Source organism: Arthrobacter sp. BE255, from assembly GCF_031457335.1.
Lineage (GTDB): Bacteria > Actinomycetota > Actinomycetes > Actinomycetales > Micrococcaceae > Arthrobacter.
Genome location: NZ_JAVDWK010000013.1, coordinates 136,291 through 153,407, shown reverse-complemented (window position 1 = coordinate 153,407; position 17,117 = coordinate 136,291). Strand labels below are relative to the sequence as shown.

The 17,117-nt window shown below is 64.7% G+C and carries 16 protein-coding genes; all 16 read left to right on the top strand.

The window, feature by feature from the left end:
• Positions 1–130 precede the first annotated feature (130 nt).
• On the top strand, positions 131–1,264 hold the full coding sequence (locus J2X42_RS19640; RefSeq protein WP_310167563.1) for a sugar phosphate nucleotidyltransferase: 1,134 nt from the start codon (positions 131–133) through the stop codon (positions 1,262–1,264).
• A gap of 89 nt (positions 1,265–1,353) precedes the next feature.
• Entirely contained in the window at positions 1,354–2,562 is a 1,209-nt protein-coding gene (locus tag J2X42_RS19635; RefSeq protein WP_310167562.1) for an amidohydrolase, read from the top strand.
• 147 nt (positions 2,563–2,709) lie between these two features.
• On the top strand, positions 2,710–3,144 hold the full coding sequence (locus J2X42_RS19630; protein WP_310167561.1) for a MarR family transcriptional regulator: 435 nt from the start codon (positions 2,710–2,712) through the stop codon (positions 3,142–3,144).
• 46 nt (positions 3,145–3,190) lie between these two features.
• Positions 3,191–3,622 carry an organic hydroperoxide resistance protein gene (locus J2X42_RS19625; RefSeq protein WP_131132711.1) on the top strand — a complete coding sequence of 144 codons (432 nt, stop codon included), beginning with the start codon at positions 3,191–3,193 and terminating at the stop codon, positions 3,620–3,622.
• Complete coding sequence (locus J2X42_RS19620; protein WP_310167558.1) at positions 3,619–4,641, top strand: NADP-dependent oxidoreductase; 1,023 nt, start codon at positions 3,619–3,621, stop codon at positions 4,639–4,641. The genes J2X42_RS19625 and J2X42_RS19620 overlap by 4 nt, the downstream gene beginning before the upstream one ends.
• Positions 4,642–5,016: 375 nt before the next feature.
• Positions 5,017–6,066: a BMP family ABC transporter substrate-binding protein gene (locus J2X42_RS19615; RefSeq protein WP_310167557.1), complete on the top strand. Its 1,050-nt coding sequence runs from the start codon at positions 5,017–5,019 to the stop codon at positions 6,064–6,066.
• 179 nt (positions 6,067–6,245) lie between these two features.
• Complete coding sequence (locus J2X42_RS19610; RefSeq protein ID WP_310167556.1) at positions 6,246–7,871, top strand: ABC transporter ATP-binding protein; 1,626 nt, start codon at positions 6,246–6,248, stop codon at positions 7,869–7,871.
• Positions 7,864–9,234 (top strand): ABC transporter permease, encoded by a 1,371-nt coding sequence (locus J2X42_RS19605; RefSeq protein WP_310167555.1) that lies wholly within the window; start codon positions 7,864–7,866, stop codon positions 9,232–9,234. The genes J2X42_RS19610 and J2X42_RS19605 overlap by 8 nt, the downstream gene beginning before the upstream one ends.
• Positions 9,231–10,556 (top strand): ABC transporter permease, encoded by a 1,326-nt coding sequence (locus tag J2X42_RS19600; RefSeq protein WP_310167554.1) that lies wholly within the window; start codon positions 9,231–9,233, stop codon positions 10,554–10,556. The genes J2X42_RS19605 and J2X42_RS19600 overlap by 4 nt, the downstream gene beginning before the upstream one ends.
• 5 nt (positions 10,557–10,561) lie before the next feature.
• Positions 10,562–10,951 (top strand): cytidine deaminase, encoded by a 390-nt coding sequence (locus J2X42_RS19595; protein ID WP_396134117.1) that lies wholly within the window; start codon positions 10,562–10,564, stop codon positions 10,949–10,951.
• A 2-nt stretch (positions 10,952–10,953) separates the two neighbouring features.
• Positions 10,954–12,267, top strand: coding sequence for a thymidine phosphorylase (locus tag J2X42_RS19590; protein ID WP_310167551.1), 1,314 nt, complete (start codon positions 10,954–10,956; stop codon positions 12,265–12,267).
• A 5-nt stretch (positions 12,268–12,272) separates the two neighbouring features.
• The gene (locus J2X42_RS19585) at positions 12,273–12,932 is read left to right on the top strand and encodes a DedA family protein (protein WP_310167549.1); all 660 of its coding nucleotides are present in this window, start codon (positions 12,273–12,275) and stop codon (positions 12,930–12,932) included.
• A 179-nt stretch (positions 12,933–13,111) separates the two neighbouring features.
• Positions 13,112–13,840 (top strand): DedA family protein, encoded by a 729-nt coding sequence (locus J2X42_RS19580; protein WP_310167548.1) that lies wholly within the window; start codon positions 13,112–13,114, stop codon positions 13,838–13,840.
• Between the two features lie 40 nt (positions 13,841–13,880).
• Positions 13,881–15,023, top strand: coding sequence for an adenosine deaminase (locus J2X42_RS19575; RefSeq protein WP_310167547.1), 1,143 nt, complete (start codon positions 13,881–13,883; stop codon positions 15,021–15,023).
• A gap of 64 nt (positions 15,024–15,087) precedes the next feature.
• Entirely contained in the window at positions 15,088–15,696 is a 609-nt protein-coding gene (locus tag J2X42_RS19570) for a MazG nucleotide pyrophosphohydrolase domain-containing protein (RefSeq protein ID WP_310167607.1), read from the top strand.
• Between the two features lie 130 nt (positions 15,697–15,826).
• A complete protein-coding gene (eno, locus tag J2X42_RS19565; protein ID WP_131132700.1) occupies positions 15,827–17,107 on the top strand; it encodes a phosphopyruvate hydratase in 1,281 nt (426 codons plus the stop codon).
• Positions 17,108–17,117: the final 10 nt, after the last annotated feature.

Genomic DNA, 17,117 nt, shown 5'->3' with positions numbered 1-17,117 from the left:
CTCCTTGGTGACTCGCCCTTCCGCGGATTTGCGGTTGTTTTGAGACGAACGACACACGAACCGGCGGATTGGGGCGTGCCCGGCGTCGTTTGAAGGGACCTTCGGGGCGGGTCGGCTAAAGTAAGCGGTGATGAGTACAGACAAAGTGACAAGCCCGGATTCGCCCCTTAGCCGCTTTATTGCGGTGATTCCGGCAGGTGGGGTGGGGACCCGCCTCTGGCCCCTGTCACGTGCAGCAGCTCCCAAGTTCCTTCACGACCTCACCGGGTCGGGCAGTACTTTGCTTCGTGCGACGTATGACCGGCTGGAGCCACTCGCGGGCAAGAACGTCCTCGTGGTCACGGGCACGGCGCACCGCGCCGCCGTGTGCCGCCAGTTGCCTGAGCTCCAGGACTCCGACCTTGTCCTGGAAAGCGAGCCGAAGGATTCCGGCGCGGCCATCGGACTGGCGGCCGCCATCCTGCATGAGCGGGATCCGGACACCATCATGGGCTCCTTCGCCGCCGACCAGGTCATCAGCCCGGACCACCTTTTCCAGGATGCAGTCCGCGAGGCCATTTACACGGCAGCGGCCGGCAAGATCGTGACCATCGGCATCAAGCCCACCCACCCGTCCACGGGTTTTGGCTACATCCGTGCCGGACATGGACTCCGCATTGAGGGCGCCCCCAGTGCCCAGGCTGTGGTGGAGTTCGTCGAGAAGCCGGACGAGGAAGTTGCCCAGCAGTACGTGGACAGCGGCGAGTATGTATGGAACGCCGGCATGTTCGTTGCCCCGGTTGCCCTGATGCTCAAGCACCTTGAAGCCAACCAGCCGGAGCTCTTCAAGGGTCTGCAGGAGATCGCCCAGGCCTGGGACACTCCCGAACGTGATGCCGTCACGGCACGCGTGTGGCCCACCCTGCCCAAGATCGCCATCGACTACGCAGTGGCCGAACCTGCCGCCGCGGCCGGCGACGTCGCTGTTGTTCCGGGCACTTTCGGATGGGACGACGTCGGCGACTTCGCTTCCGTGGGCCGGCTCAACAGTGCCCGCGAAGTGGACGACGTCACGGTTATCGGTGAAGGCGCCCGGGTCTTCACCGAAAATGCCAGCGGCGTCGTGGTCTCTGATACAAAGCGGGTTATTGCCCTGATTGGTATCAAGGACGTTGTCATTGTGGATACCGGGGATGCCCTTTTGGTGACCACGAAGCAGCACGCCCAGCGGGTCAAGGGTGCCGTCGATGCGCTGAAGGCCAGTGGCGACACCGACGTCCTGTAGCGCCGATGTCCGGGCGATGCCCGGACGAGTAATCCGTAACGCGCCGCCGGTGATGCCGCTATTCCGTGGACGCTCGCTAGAGTAAATCTGTGCGCAATTACACTACTGAAGCCCAGCCCACCGCATTGGTGGGGCCATGGCTGGAGCCGCTCCTTCCGGAACTGATCGACTTCCGCCGTGACCTTCACGCGCACCCGGAGCTGTCCTTCAAGGAATTCCGCACCACTGACCGGCTCGTGGAACGGCTCGAAGCCGCCGGTCTCCAGCCCAAGCGGCTGGACGGCACGGGTTTGACGGTGGACGTGGGTGAAGGCCCCATCGCCACTGCCCTGCGCGGAGACATCGATGCCCTGCCCATCATCGAAGAGACGGGGCTGCCGTTCGCGTCCAAGAACCACGGCGTCACCCATGCCTGCGGACACGACGTCCACACCACCACCATGCTGGGCATCGCCCTGGTGCTGCACCGCATGCATCAGGAAACTCCGCTGCGCGGCCGCGTCCGCATCATCTTCCAGCCGGCGGAGGAGACCATGCCGGGCGGTGCGCATTCGTGCATCGAGCAGGGGGTCCTCGAAGGCGTCCCCCGGATCCTTGCGCTGCACTGTGACCCGCGGATCGACGTCGGAAAGATCGGAACGCGCATCGGCGCCATCACCTCGGCGTCGGACACCATCCGGATCGAGCTGTCCGGCCGGGGCGGGCACACCTCCCGCCCGCACCTGACCGAAGACCTCGTTTTTGCGCTGTCGCAGATAGCGGTGAACGTGCCTGCCGTCCTGTCCCGCCGCGTCGACGTCCGCAGTGGAGTCTCCGTGGTCTGGGGGCAGATCTCCGCCGGATCCGCACCCAATGCCATTCCCGGCAGCGGATACATGGCCGGAACAATGCGCTGCCTCGACCGCGACGCGTGGCACAGTGCGGGGGAGCTCCTGGACGAGGTAGTCCACCAGGTCGCCGCACCCTACGGCGTGGATGTCCGCCTGGAGCACACCCGAGGCGTGCCGCCGGTGGTCAACTCCGAACATGAAACCGCCCTCATTGAAGCAGCCGCCCGCGCTGAAATCGGCGAAGGCGCCGTTGTACTGACCCCGCAGTCCATGGGCGGGGAGGACTTCGCCTGGTTCCTGGCGGAACTGCCCGGTGCCATGATGCGTCTGGGCACCAAGACCCCCGGCGGCGAAGAGTACGACCTTCACCGCGGCGACTACATCCTGGACGAGCGGGCCCTCGGCTTCGGCATCCAGGTCCTGACAGCCGCAGCCCTCCGGACCATCCGCGACCTCAACACCGCCTAACCCCCTTGGCGCGAACGTACACTTAAGCCCCCCAAGAAGCGCGAACGTACAGTTGAGGCCCCACTCGGAGGGCCTCAAGTGTACGTTCGCGCACCTCTTTGGCTAAGTAAGTTGTGCGCAATTGAATTGTGCACTATCGTTTAGGTCATGACTGAAGCCCCACGCCTCGACCGCCAGGTGTGCTTTGCCCTGTACTCCGCCTCCCGCGCGGCAACAGCGGTGTACCGGCCCATCCTGGACGACCTCGGCCTGACGTACCCGCAGTACCTGGTGATGCTGGTCCTCTGGGAGTCCGAGCCGAGGGGAGTCAAGGACCTGGGGGAGGAGCTCGGCCTCGACTCCGGCACCCTTTCGCCCCTGCTCAAGCGCCTTGAAGCGCTGGGGTTCGTGGAGCGGCGCCGGTCCGGCGAAGACGAACGCCGTGTGGCCATCCACCTGACCCCGGCCGGGCGGGAACTCAGCGGCAAGGCGACCGGGATTCCCCAACATCTTGCCGACGCCGCCGGGCTGTCAGCCGAGGAGCTTGAACAGCTCCGCACCACCCTGGGCAGGCTGACGGAAGCACTCCACCGTTCGCACTGAACACCCACAAATTTCCGGTACCCACATCCAACAGGACGGACCACACATGAAGACTCTCTACACGGCCGAGGCCCTGGCTTCCGGCGAAGGCCGCGACGGCAACGCACGCACCAATGACGGGAAGCTGGATGTCAGCCTGGCCAGCCCCGTGGAACTGGGCGGCAATGGGCAGGGCACAAATCCCGAGCAACTCTTCGCCGCCGGCTACGCCGCGTGCTTCCACTCGGCGCTGCGCCTCGTTGGGCGCAAGGAACGTGCCGACCTCACCGACTCGGCGGTGGCCGCCAAGATCCACTTCGGTGCCCTGGCTGACGGCGTGGGCTACGGCCTCGCGGCTGAACTCGAAATTGCCGTCCCGGCACTGGACCTCGCCACCGCCGAATCCCTGGTTGCCAAGGCCCACCAGATCTGCCCCTATTCCAACGCCACCCGCGGAAACATGACCGTAGATATCAAGATCCTGGAGTTCGCAGCATGAGCACAATAACGGCACTGCCCACGTCCACCCGTGAAATCCGCCTCTCGTCGCGTCCCACGGGACGCCCCGTCCCGGAAAACTTCCGGCTGGCCGAATCACCGCTGCCGGAGCTTCAGGAAGGCCAGATCCTGGTCCGCAACCTCTTCATCTCCGTTGACCCCTACATGCGCGGCCGGATGAACGACGTCAAGTCCTACTCAGCGCCCTTCGCGCTGGATGCAGCGCTCGACGGCGGGGCCGTGGGTGAGGTCATCGCGTCCAGGGCCGAGGGACGCACGGTGGGGGACGCCGTCGTCCATCAACTCGGGTGGCGGGAATACGCTGTGCTGGACGCATCGGCGACCTCCGTTGCCCGTACGGACCTCGCGCCGGCGTCGGCGTTCCTCGGAGCGCTGGGAATGACCGGCCTTACCGCATACGCCGGCCTGCTGAAAGTGGCCGAATTCAAACCCGGCGACGCCGTATTCGTCTCCGGTGCGGCCGGAGCCGTGGGCTCGCTCGTAGGCCAGATCGCCAAGGCGATGGGCGCCTCCCGGGTCATCGGCAGCGCAGGCACGCCCGACAAGGTCGCACGGCTCCTGGAACTGGGCTTCGACGCAGCCTTCAACTACAACGACGGGCCCGTTCGCGACGAGCTTGCCAAGGCCGCAGGCCCCGGCGGCATTGATGTCTACTTCGACAACGTGGGCGGCGAGCACCTGGAAGCTGCGCTGGCTGTCCTCAACGTGGGCGGCCGCGTGGCCATGTGCGGCGCCATCGCCCAGTACAACTCCACCGAGCCCACGCCCGCCCCGCGGAACCTCATGCTGGCCATTGGCAAGCAGCTCACCCTGCGCGGGTTCCTGGTGGGCGGCTACTGGCATCTCATGGGCGAATTCGCCGAAAAGGCTGCAGGCTGGATTGCTGACGGAACCCTCCAGTACGACGAAACGGTGGTGGACGGCCTGGAGAACGCCCCGCAGGCGTTCATGGACCTGCTCGACGGCGCCAACACCGGCAAGATGCTGGTCCGCCTCTAGGCACGTCCCCACAAGATAGACAGCGCGAACGAACACTTGAGGCCCTTTTCGCGGGGCCCCAAGTGTTCGTTCGCGCTTAACCCGCGGGCTGCGGAGGCCGCTGGAACGCCGTTCCCTACTGCTTGGTAACAAAATCTCAACAATCTCCAGAATCGGGCCGGAATGTGCTATCCGATGTGGCGCAGGACACTAAAGTTGCTTATATCAGAGCGCTTCGGCGCAGTGCTGCGGACCGTCAGTGAAAACAGAATTTCAGGGTTGAAACAGACACTCATTGAATTCACGTCGTAGCGCATCTCTCTTCATCCTGGAGGAATCTTGAAGACATCACTGCGTGAACACCTCAAACGCGGTTCAGTTGCAAGCGTGGCCACCATGGGTGCTACCGCACTCCTGCTGGCCGGTTGCGGCGCGCCTCCCGAAGCCGGCAGCCCGAGCGCGACGGCCAGTGACTACACCGGCTGCATCGTTTCGGACTCCGGCGGATTTGACGACCAGTCGTTTAACCAGTCATCGTACGAGGGCCTGAAGAAGGCAGAGGCCGATCTGGGAATCAAAGTCAACCAGGTCGAGTCCAAGACGAATAACGACTTCGAGCCGAACCTGCGTGCCATGGTTGCCGCCAACTGCGACCTCACCCTGACGGTCGGCTTCCTGCTCGGTGATGCCACCAAGGCCCAGGCCGCGGCCAACCCGAACAGCCACTTCGCCATCATCGACTTCGGCTACGACCCGCCCATCAGCAACGTCAAGCCGATCATCTACGACACCGCCCAGGCCGCTTTCCTGTCCGGTTACCTGGCGGCAGGCACCACCAAGACTGGAAGCGTTGCCACGTTCGGCGGCAGGAAAATCCCCACCGTGACCATCTTCATGGACGGCTTTGCCGACGGCGTCAAGTACTACAACGAAAAGAAAGGCACGGACGTCAAGGTCCTTGGCTGGGACAAAGCCACCCAGGACGGCAGCTTCACCAACGATTTCGAAAAGCAGGACAAAGGCAAGCAGCTGACGCAGAACTTCCTCGACCAGGGAGCGGACATCGTGCTTCCCGTCGCCGGCCCGGTAGGCAAAGGCGCCGGCGCAGCACTCATGGAGGCGAAGGCTGCGGGCAAGGACGTCAAGCTCATCTGGGTTGACTCCGACGGCTTCCTGACTGCTCCGGAGTACAAGGACATCATGCTTTCCTCGGTGATGAAGCTGATGGGCGAAGCTGTTGAAACCGTGGTTAAGGATGACAAAGACGGCAAGTTCACCAACACGCCCTACGTCGGCACGCTGGCGAACGACGGCGTCCAGTTGGCACCGTTCCACAGCTTCGACTCCCAGGTCCCGGCCGGGCTGAAGTCCGAGCTGGAGCAGCTCAAAAAGGACATCATCGACGGCAAGCTGAAGGTCGAGTCTGCGGCGAGCCCCAAGGCTTAGTCATCCTCACAAAAGCGCCACCCCCCGGATGGTCATCGACTGGCCGGGCGGTGGCGTTTTTTGTTGGAGTTCGCCTATCGGCGAGACCGCCCGCGCAGGACTGCACGCACTAGGCTGGTGCTGCAGCCACATATCCCGTCCGGTGGGATTCACCGGACGCTTCGAGATTGGTCAGAGTTTTGAAACTTGAACTCAGAGGGATCACCAAACGCTTCGGCTCCCTGCTCGCCAACGATCACATCGACGTGGTGGTTGAACCCGGACAGATCCACTGTCTGCTGGGCGAGAACGGTGCCGGCAAGTCCACCCTGATGAATGTGCTGTACGGGCTATATGAGCCCACCGAGGGTGAAATCCTCATTGACGATAAACCGGTCTCCTTCCGGGGCCCCGGCGACGCCATGGCCGCCGGGATCGGCATGGTGCACCAGCACTTTATGCTCGTTCCCGTTTTCACGGTCGCCGAGAATGTGGCCCTTGGAGCCGAGTCCACAAAAACCGGCGGCTTCCTGAACCTGGATGACACCCGGCACAAGATCAAGGAGATTTCGGACCGTTACGGGTTCGATGTCGACCCCGACGCCCTGGTGGAGGACCTCCCCGTGGGCGTACAGCAGCGGGTGGAAATCATCAAGGCACTGGTCCGCGATGCCCGGGTCCTCATCCTGGATGAGCCGACGGCGGTGCTGACGCCCCAGGACACCGATGAGCTGCTGGACATCATGCGCCAGCTGAAAAGCGGGGGAACGTCCATCGTCTTCATCTCTCACAAACTCCGTGAGGTCAAAGCGGTGTCGGACACCATCACGGTGATCCGGCGCGGCAGGGTGGTGGGAACTGCCAGCCCGGAGGCGTCCACGAACGAACTCGCCTCGCTGATGGTTGGCCGCGCCGTGAGCCTCACCCTGGACAAGGCTCCTGCCAAGCCGCAGGAGAGGACGTTCCAGGTCAAGGACCTCACCGTCATTGCCCCGAGCGGCCAACACGTCGTGGACGGCATCAGCTTCGACATTGCGCGGGGCGAGATTCTGGCGCTTGCGGGAGTCCAGGGAAACGGGCAGACGGAACTGACCGAGGCCATCCTTGGCCTGCAGGAACGCGTGCACGGCTCGATTACGCTCGACGGCGAAGAGCTCCTGGGCCGAAGCGTCAAGGACGTCCTCAACTCCGGTGTCGGGTTTGTTCCGGAAGACCGCTCAGTGGACGGCTTGATTGGCACGTTCTCCATCGCTGAGAACCTCATCCTGGACCGCTACGACCAGCCCCCGTTCGCCAAGGGGATCAGTATGAGCCCGGCGAAAGTCCTCGAGAACGCCAAAACGCGGATTGGCGAGTTCGACGTCCGCACCCCGTCAGGGTCCCTGGCTGCGGGAACGCTGTCCGGAGGCAACCAGCAGAAGGTGGTCATGGCCAGGGAACTGTCCCGGCCGTTACGGCTGTTCATCGCCTCTCAACCCACACGCGGTGTTGACGTTGGGTCCATCGAATTCCTGCACAAGCGGATCGTTGCTGAACGCGACCACGGAACGCCTGTCCTGATCGTGTCCACGGAACTGGACGAGGTGATGGAACTCGCCGACCGGATTGCTGTCGTTTATAAAGGCAAGCTGGTGGGCATCGTTCCGGCGGGTACCGGCCGGGACGTCCTGGGCCTCATGATGGCCGGGATATCGCCGGAGGACGCTGCACCAACGGACACGTCGCACGCCGACAAGCTGCCCGCAGACAGCGGGCATCCGGGAATTGGCACCACCGAGACCCCACGGACGCCCACTGCCAGCGCCGAAGGAGGCGACCATGTCTGAGAAGGATCCCCGCAAACACGCGGCTGACCAGCATGCCAAACCCGTTGAGGCCAGTCCCGCTGCCGAGGAGACGGCCGCAGTGGTCGCCTTGGATACAGCCGGCGGAGCCATGGAGCCGTCTGCGGTTCCGGCCACCGCGCAGAGCGGCAAGCTGCCCGGTGGTTCCGAAACGCTGGCCCGGAGGATCTTCACCGGCAGCGGCATGGTTTCCGTACTGGCCGTGCTGCTTGCCCTCATCATCGGAGGCCTGCTGATTGCCAGCACGGATGAGCGGGTCGGCGCCACCTCCACCTATTTGTTCGCCCGGCCCACTGATTTCCTCTCCGCTGTCTGGACCGCCGCTACCGGTTCCTACGTCGCCCTGTTCCAGGGGGCGATCTTCAACCCGCTGGCTTCAAACGTCGGGGTCCAGTTCGCCCCGCTGATGGAAACCCTGACGATCGCGACCCCCCTGATCACGGCTGGTCTTGGCGTGGCCCTGGCATTCCGCGCCGGCCTCTTCAACATCGGCGCCCAGGGCCAGATCATCATGGCGGGCATCCTCGCCGCCTGGGTGGGCTTCGCACTGCACCTGCCCGTCGGACTGCACCTGCTGCTGGTCCTCGTAGCCGGCATCGTCGGCGGTGCACTCTGGGGCGGGCTGGTGGGGCTCCTCAAGGCGCGGACAGGCGCCCACGAGGTCATCGTGACCATCATGTTCAACTACGTGGCACTGTACTTCCTGGGGTATCTGCTGAACACGCCGGCCTTCCAGCGACCGGGCGAATCCAACCCGATATCGCCCATCCTGGATCCCACGGCCGTCTACCCCCAGATCCTTGGCTCGCAGTACCGGCTGCACCTGGGCTTCATTCTCGCCATCGCCGCAACCGTCCTGGTGTGGTGGCTCCTTAACCGGTCCACGGTCGGCTTTGAATTCCGGGCCGTAGGTGCCAATCCCAAGGCGGCCCAGACGGCGGGCATCAACGTGTCCCGCTCCACCATCCTGGTGATGGCCATCGCCGGAGCCCTCGCCGGCATGTCAGGGGTGGCCCAGGTGGCCGGCACGGAAAAGGTCCTCACCGACGGCGTCGCAGCCACGTACGGCTTTGACGCCATCACCGTTGCATTGCTGGGACGTTCGACGCCGTGGGGCACTTTCGCCGCCGGCCTGCTGTTCGGTGCCTTCCGCGCCGGAGCCGTCCAGATGCAGATCCAGACCGGCACCCCCATCGACATCGTCCTGGTGGTGCAGTCCCTGATCGTCCTCTTCATCGCGGCTCCGCCGCTGGTGCGGGCAGTCTTCGGGCTGAATCCGCGGCGCAGGAAGCCGGCGAAAGCCGGAAGGTCCCAGAAGGCAGCAACCACAGGAGGCGCAGCATGAGCGCAACAGCAACATCGCCCCTGCCAGGAAAGCGGGGGCCTGGAACCGCGCAAGGCACAGACCAGTCGTTGGCAGTCTCGGCCAAGCCGGTGACGTGGAAAACCCCAGTCACGCTGGCGCTGCTGGCGCTCGTGGCCTTTGTCTTTTTCGGCCTGATGGGACCCAACCAGACCGCCGAGTTTGGCATTTCCACCGGCGGTGATTTCTTCCAGCTCCCGGCCCTGGAAGTGCCCGCGTTTCTTGGCGGCATCGTGCTTTCCGTGTTCCTGCTGGGGCTCGCAGCGTATGCAGTCTTCCTCAAAACGAAGGACCAGGCCGCACCGGCGTGGCTGCCCATCACCTTCACCGTGCTGTTCGTGACAGCCTTTCTGATCTGGGTTGTAGGCGGAGCGCGAACGCCCAGCATTTCGCTCGCGGGCCTCATCGCAGGATCCGTCACGCTGGCCGTTCCGCTGGTCTTCGGTTCCTTGTCAGGCGTCCTGTGTGAGCGCGTCGGCGTCGTGAACATCGCCATCGAAGGTCAGCTCCTGGGCGGTGCCTTCACCGCCGCCATGGTGGCGACCATGACCAGGAACCCGTTCCTGGGCCTGCTGGCCGCGGCGGTGGCAGGCGCCGTCGTCTCCATGGTCCTGGCCGTCTTCAGCATCAAGTACTTGGTCAACCAGATCATCGTGGGAGTTGTCCTTAACGTTCTGGTGTCCGGCCTCACCGGTTTCCTGTTCAGTACCGTCATGCAGGCCAACAAGGCCCAGTTCAATTCGCCGGTGGGCCTGGATAACATCGAAATTCCTGTGCTGTCGGGGATTCCGATCATCGGGCCCATCCTGTTCAAGCAGACCCTGGTGGGCTACCTGATGTACGTCGCCGTCATCGTGGTCTGGCTGGGCCTGTTCAAAACCAAATGGGGGCTCCGCGTCCGTGCCGTGGGCGAACACCCGCAGGCCGCTGACACCCTGGGCATCAACGTCAACGCCACCCGCTTCTGGAACGTCACTATCGGCGGCGCCATCGCAGGCATCGGCGGATCGTTCTTTACCCTGGTGGCGATCGACAGCTTCACCAAGGAAATCTCCGGAGGCCGCGGGTTCATTGCCCTTGCCGCGCTGATCTTCGGCCGGTGGAACCCCATTGGCGCTTTCTTTGCGGCCCTGCTCTTTGGGTTCGCGGACAACCTGCAGAGCATCGTGACCATCATCGGAACGCCCGTGCCCAGCCAGTTCATGGCCATGCTGCCCTACTTGGTGACCGTCCTCGCCGTCGCCGGGCTGGTGGGCCGGTCCAGGCCGCCGGCCGCAAGCGGCATCCCGTATGTCAAGGGTTGACGGCCGTGACTGTTGACTGGCAGGAGCTCGAGGCGGCCGCAGTGGGCGCTATGAACAATGCCTATGCGCCGTACTCGAAGTTCCGGGTGGGGGCCGCGGCCCTCACCGACGACGGGCGGATCGTCAGCGGCTGCAACGTGGAAAACGCCAGCTACGGCCTGTCGCTTTGCGCCGAATGCGCGCTGGTGGGCAACCTGCACATGACCGGCGGCGGCCTTCTGCGCGCCTTCTACTGCGTGGACGCGGCCGGCCAGGTCCTGATGCCGTGCGGCCGCTGCCGCCAGTTGCTCTACGAATTCCGCGCTCCCGGCATGGAGCTGATGACCACCCAAGGCATCAAGACAATGGACCAGGTGCTGCCCGATGCATTTGGCCCCCACAACCTGGAGGACTGAAGGTGACACAAGGAGCTGACGTGTTCGACGCCGTCGACATCATCCGCATCAAGCGGGACAAAGGCGTACTGAGCCCCGAACAGATCGACTGGACCATTGACGCCTACACCCGCGGTGCGATCGCCGACGAGCAGATGGCAGCGCTGAACATGGCCATCCTGCTCAACGGCATGGACCGGGCGGAGATCTCCCGCTGGACGGCGGCCATGATCGCCTCGGGGGAGCGGATGGACTTCTCCGGCCTACGGCGTCCCGACGGCGGCGTGAAGGCCACGTCCGACAAGCACTCCACCGGGGGAGTGGGGGACAAGATCACCCTGCCGCTGGCACCGCTCGTTGCCGTCTTTGGCGTTGCCGTGCCGCAGCTGTCCGGCCGCGGGCTGGGCCACACCGGCGGAACGCTGGACAAACTCGAGTCGATCCCCGGCTGGCGCGCGGACCTGAGCAACGACGAGATGATGGCCCAACTGCAGGACGTAGGCGCCGTGATATGCGCGGCCGGTGCAGGGCTGGCGCCGGCGGACAAGAAGCTCTATGCCTTGCGGGACGTCACCGGCACCGTCGAAGCGATTCCCCTGATCGCCTCCTCGATCATGAGCAAGAAGATCGCCGAAGGCACGGGCTCGCTGGTCCTGGACGTCAAGGTGGGCAGCGGGGCGTTTATGAAGGACGAGGCAAGGGCCCGGGAACTGGCGGAGACCATGGTGGCCCTCGGGAAGGACGCCGGCGTCAACACCGTTGCCCTGCTGACCAACATGAACACGCCCCTGGGCCTCACCGCGGGCAACGCCATCGAGGTGGAGGAATCCGTGGAGGTCCTGGCCGGCGGCGGTCCGGAAGACGTCGTCGAACTCACCGTCCGGCTGGCAGAGGAAATGCTGGCGTGCGCCGGCATCCACAACGCCGATCCCCGGGCTGCGCTGAAGGATGGCCGGGCAATGGACGTCTGGAACCGCATGATCCAGGCGCAGGGCGGGGATCCGCGGGCCACACTGCCGGTGGCCAAGGAATCCGAGGTCATCTATGCACCGGCGGACGGCGTGCTCGTTGAGCTCGACGCACTGTCGGTGGGCGTTGCGGCCTGGCGCCTCGGCGCCGGCCGGGCCCGGAAGGAAGACCGCGTCCAGGCCGGAGCGGGCGTGCGGATGCACGCCAAACCGGGCGCCGTGGTCCGCGCCGGTGAACCCCTGATGACGCTCCTCACGGACACTCCGGAAAAGTTCGCCCGTGCCAAGGAAGCCCTGGAGCACGCGGTGCTCATCGCTCCGGAAGGATCGCGTCCCGCCCAGCAGCTCATCATTGACCGAATAGCATAAAGACAATGCAGGCCATCAACGATTTCATCCTCGCTGCCGCCGGGCAGCCCTGGGTGCTGTTCCTGGTCCTGGCCTGCTGCCTCATTGACGGCTTCTTTCCGCCCATACCCAGTGAATCCGTGGTGGTGGGACTCGCCGCGGTGGCTGCCACCGCGGACGTTCCCAACCCCTGGATGCTGATGCTGGTAGCAGCCCTCGGGGCCTTCTCCGGCGACAACATCGCCTACGCCATCGGGCGGAGGGTCGGAACGCGCCGCTGGTCCTGGATGCGGGGCCCCCGAATGCAGAGCGCCTTCCGGTGGGCCGGAGGGGAACTGCGAAAACGGCCGGCGTCGCTCATCCTGGTGGCAAGGTTCATCCCCATCGGCCGGGTGGCCGTGAACCTTACGGCCGGCGTGACGCATTATCCGCGGCTGCGGTTCATTGGCCTCACCGTGCTTTCCGCCACCCTGTGGGCCAGCTATTCGGTAGGGATCGGCCTGTTTTTCGGGCAGTGGTTCGAGAACAACCACTTCCTGGGCGCGGTCATCGCCATCATCTGTGCCGTGGCGCTTGGCATCGTTGTTGACCTGGTCATCAACCGCATCCGGGGAAGGGTGCCGGTAGTTGAACGGATGAAGGATCCGGAAGCCTCGGCCGACGGCGGGACTCCGCCCCGGGACTGACGCGTCATCCCTGCGGATATCAGCCCGCAGGACGACGACGGAACGCCGCTCCCACCGCTAGATTTGGAAGCGTACTTCCACGGCCGGGGCGTAGCGAACGACGCCTTGGCCGTGGGACACTGAAGAGCGATTTCCGTCACTTTTGGCTGCGTTATTTTTCGTCTAGGAGCAAGACCCGCGTGGAGTTTATTAATGAGGCCGTGCTCCATGCAGCGGGCCAGTGGTGGATTTACCCCGTCCTTCTGGTGTTTTTCTTCGTGGACGGCTTCGCCATGGTGGTCCCCAGCGAGACCCTCATTGTCGCGTTGGCAGCTTTCTCCCGCCATAGCGGCGAGCCGAACCTCTGGATCCTCGGGATCACTGCGCTGGTCGGTGCCATTGCAGGGGACAACATGGCCTTTATGCTGGGGCGCCGGATCGGCCTTGAACGCTGGAAATGGATGCGCCGGCCCAAGGTGCAGAAGGCCTTCGGCTGGGCGAGGTACGAACTGGAAAAGCGGGGCGCCGTCCTCATCTTCACCGCCCGCTACATCCCGTGGGGCCGGGTGGCCGTGAACTACGTGGCCGGAAGCACCGGCTTTGCGCACCGCCGCTTCTTCCTGCTCGATGCGTTTGCCTGCATCACCTGGGTGGGCTACTCGATCGGCATCGGACTCCTCGCCAGTTCCTTCCCGTGGCTCCATCACAACCCGCTCCTGAGCGCAGGCATTGCCGTGGTGTTTGCGATCGTCCTGGGCATCGTGATCGACCACGGCCTGCGCTGGTGGCACAAGCACCTTGCCCGCAAGGACGCCGAAGTCGTGGATGAATGGCTTGACGGCGGTCATGACGGCGCGCTCCCTCCACGCCCGGGGACGGCACCCCTTCTCACCTCGGCTGCCGGCGAGGGCGATCCGGCCGCAAAATAGCGGCTGGCTTTGCGCGTCCGCCGACCCTAAGGTTGGAACCGTGACTGAGCCCATTGTTGACGCTGCCCCTGCCATCGATTTCGACCTGAAGAGCCTTCCCAAAGTCTCCCTCCACGACCACCTGGACGGTGGCCTCCGTCCGGCCACCATCATCGAACTGGCTAAGGCCGTCGGCCACACGCTTCCCTCCGATGATCCCGTGGCGCTGGGCGAATGGTTCCGCGAGTCAGCCGACTCCGGTTCGCTGGTCCGCTACCTCGAGACCTTCGACCACACCGTTGCCGTGATGCAGACCAAGGAAGGGCTGTTCCGCGTCGCCAAGGAATTCGTCGAAGACCTCGCCGACGACGGCGTGGTGTACGGCGAAGTCCGCTGGGCGCCCGAACAGCACCTCCAGAACGGCCTGTCCCTGGACGAAGCCGTCGAGGCCGTGCAGGAAGGCCTTGAAGCCGGCGTTGACGCCGTCGCCGAGACCGGACGCGAAATCCAGGTCGGCCAGCTGATCACAGCCATGCGGCATGCAGACCGCGGCCAGGAGATTGCCGAACTCGCCGTGCGCCACCGCAACAAGGGCGCGGTGGGTTTCGATATCGCAGGCGCTGAGGACGGCTTCCTCCCGTCCCGGTTCAAGGACGCCTTCACCTACCTCGCCGAGCATAACTTCCCCGCGACCGTGCACGCCGGCGAGGCCGCCGGGCTTGAAAGCATCCAGTCCGCGCTGGTCGACGGCCGGGCGCTGCGCCTGGGCCACGGCGTCCGGATCGCCGAGGACATCATGGTGGAGTTCGACGACGAAGATGCAGAGAATGATGAGGACAGCATCGGACTGGTCACCCTGGGCGACCTTTCCAGCTGGATCCGGGACCGCGGCATCGCCCTGGAGATCTGCCCCTCCTCCAACCTCCAGACCGGAGCGATCGCCGGATTCGGCGAGGGCATCGAAAGCCACCCGCTGGACATGCTCTACCAGCTGGGCTTCAACGTGACCATCAACACCGACAACCGGCTCATGAGCGGCGTCACCCTGACCGACGAGTTTGAACTCCTGGTTGAAACCTTCGACTACGACCTCGACGACCTCCTCGAACTCACCCTCAACGCCGCCGAGGCATCCTTCCTGCCCCTGGAGGAAAAGGAAGCGCTGGTGGAATACATCAACGACGCCTACGCCAACCTTGGCTGACCAGCCGGCACCCGTGCCGGAGCTCATCGGCGTGATCGCCGCCCTCCGGGAGCACTGCCCCTGGATGGGCGCGCTCACCCATGAGTCCCTTGTGGAGTACCTCCTGGAGGAGGCCTTCGAGGTTGCCGAGACCATCGAGACAGGTGCGGACGACGCCGAACTCCAGGGCGAGCTGGGCGACGTCCTGCTCCAGGTGGTACTGCACGCCCGGCTCGCCGAGGAACGGGGAAGCTTCGCGTTCGACGACGTCGCGCGCGGCCTGAGTGCCAAGATGGTCCGGCGCAATCCGCACGTCTTCCGGCCGGACGGCTCCCTGCAGGAAAGCTTCCCGGCCACGGTCGAAGAGATCGTGCAGAAGTGGGATGCCGTCAAAAGGGCCGAACGGCCGGAGCGCAAGGATCCCTTTGAAGGGATCCCGCACGCGCTTCCCGCCCTGGCCAAGGCCCAGAAGGCCCTGGACCGGGCAGCCCGCGCCGGGTCGGTTGGCGGGGAACCCGCCGTCTCCCGGCAGGCTCGATCACCGCAGGAATTCGAAACCGAGGAAGAGCTCGGCGAGCTGCTGCTCGCCGTCGTCGGCTCTGCACACAGTAAAGGATTCGACGCCGAACGTGCCCTCCGGGGCGCTGTCCGGCGGTACCAGGCCGCCTACGAGGGCACTGCCGCGCCATCATGACGTCCGGGGGATGGATAGGTTTCCGTAACCTCCACCACTCTCGACTACGCTTGTCCCTGACGAGGACGTCGATTTTTCCGCTAGTTTTCCGCTATCAGACTCCCAGTTATCGCCCATAAGGAGCATATTCATGGCGCTTATCGATGCCATCCACGCCCGCGAGATCCTCGATTCCCGTGGCAACCCGACCGTAGAAGTTGAAGTCCTGCTTTCCGATGGCCAGATCGGCCGCGCGGCAGTTCCCTCCGGTGCCTCCACCGGCGAGCATGAAGCCGTTGAGCTCCGTGACGGAGACAAGGGCCGTTACCTCGGCAAGGGTGTGCAGAAGGCCGTTGACGCTGTCATCGACCAGATCGCTCCGGCCCTGACCGGCTTCGACGCCACTGACCAGCGCAGCATCGACCAGGCCATGATCGACCTGGACGGCACCCCGAACAAGGCCAAGCTGGGCGCCAACGCCATCCTCGGCGTTTCCCTCGCCGTGGCCAACGCAGCCGCCGCTTCCGCTGACCTGCCGCTCTACAAGTACCTGGGCGGCCCGAACGCCCACGTGCTGCCCGTTCCGCTGATGAACATCCTCAACGGTGGCTCGCACGCTGACTCCGACGTCGACATCCAGGAATTCATGGTTGTCCCTCTGGGTGCCGAGACCTTCTCCGAGGGCCTCCGCTGGGGCGTTGAGGTTTACCACGCGCTCAAGGCTGTCCTGCAGGAAAAGGGCCTCTCCACCGGCCTCGGCGACGAAGGCGGCTTCGCGCCGAACCTGCCGTCCAACCGTGCAGCGCTGGACCTGATCCAGGAAGCCATCAAGAACGCCGGCTACACCCCGGGCAAGGACATCGCCCTGGCACTGGACGTTGCCTCCTCCGAGTTCTTCACGGACGGCGCCTACCAGTTCGAAGGCAAAGCGCTTTCCGCCACTGAGATGAGCGCCTACTACGCCGAACTCGTCGCCGACTACCCGCTGGTTTCCATCGAGGACCCGCTGGATGAAAACGACTGGGAAGGCTGGAAGACCCTCACCGACACCATCGGCGACAAGGTCCAGCTCGTTGGCGATGACCTCTTCGTCACCAACCCGTCCATCCTGCAGCGCGGCATCGACACCAAGACCGCCAACTCGCTGCTGGTGAAGGTCAACCAGATCGGTTCGCTGACCGAAACCCTGGACGCCGTCAGCCTGGCCCAGCGTGCCGGTTACACCACCATCACCTCGCACCGCTCCGGCGAGACCGAGGACACCACCATCGCCGACATCTCGGTGGCCACCAACGCCGGCCAGATCAAGACCGGCGCCCCGGCCCGTTCCGAGCGTGTTGCCAAGTACAACCAGCTGCTGCGCATCGAAGAAGAACTCGACGACGCCGCACGCTACGCCGGCCGCAGCGCGTTCCCGCGTTTCAAGGGCTAGTAGCCGCGCA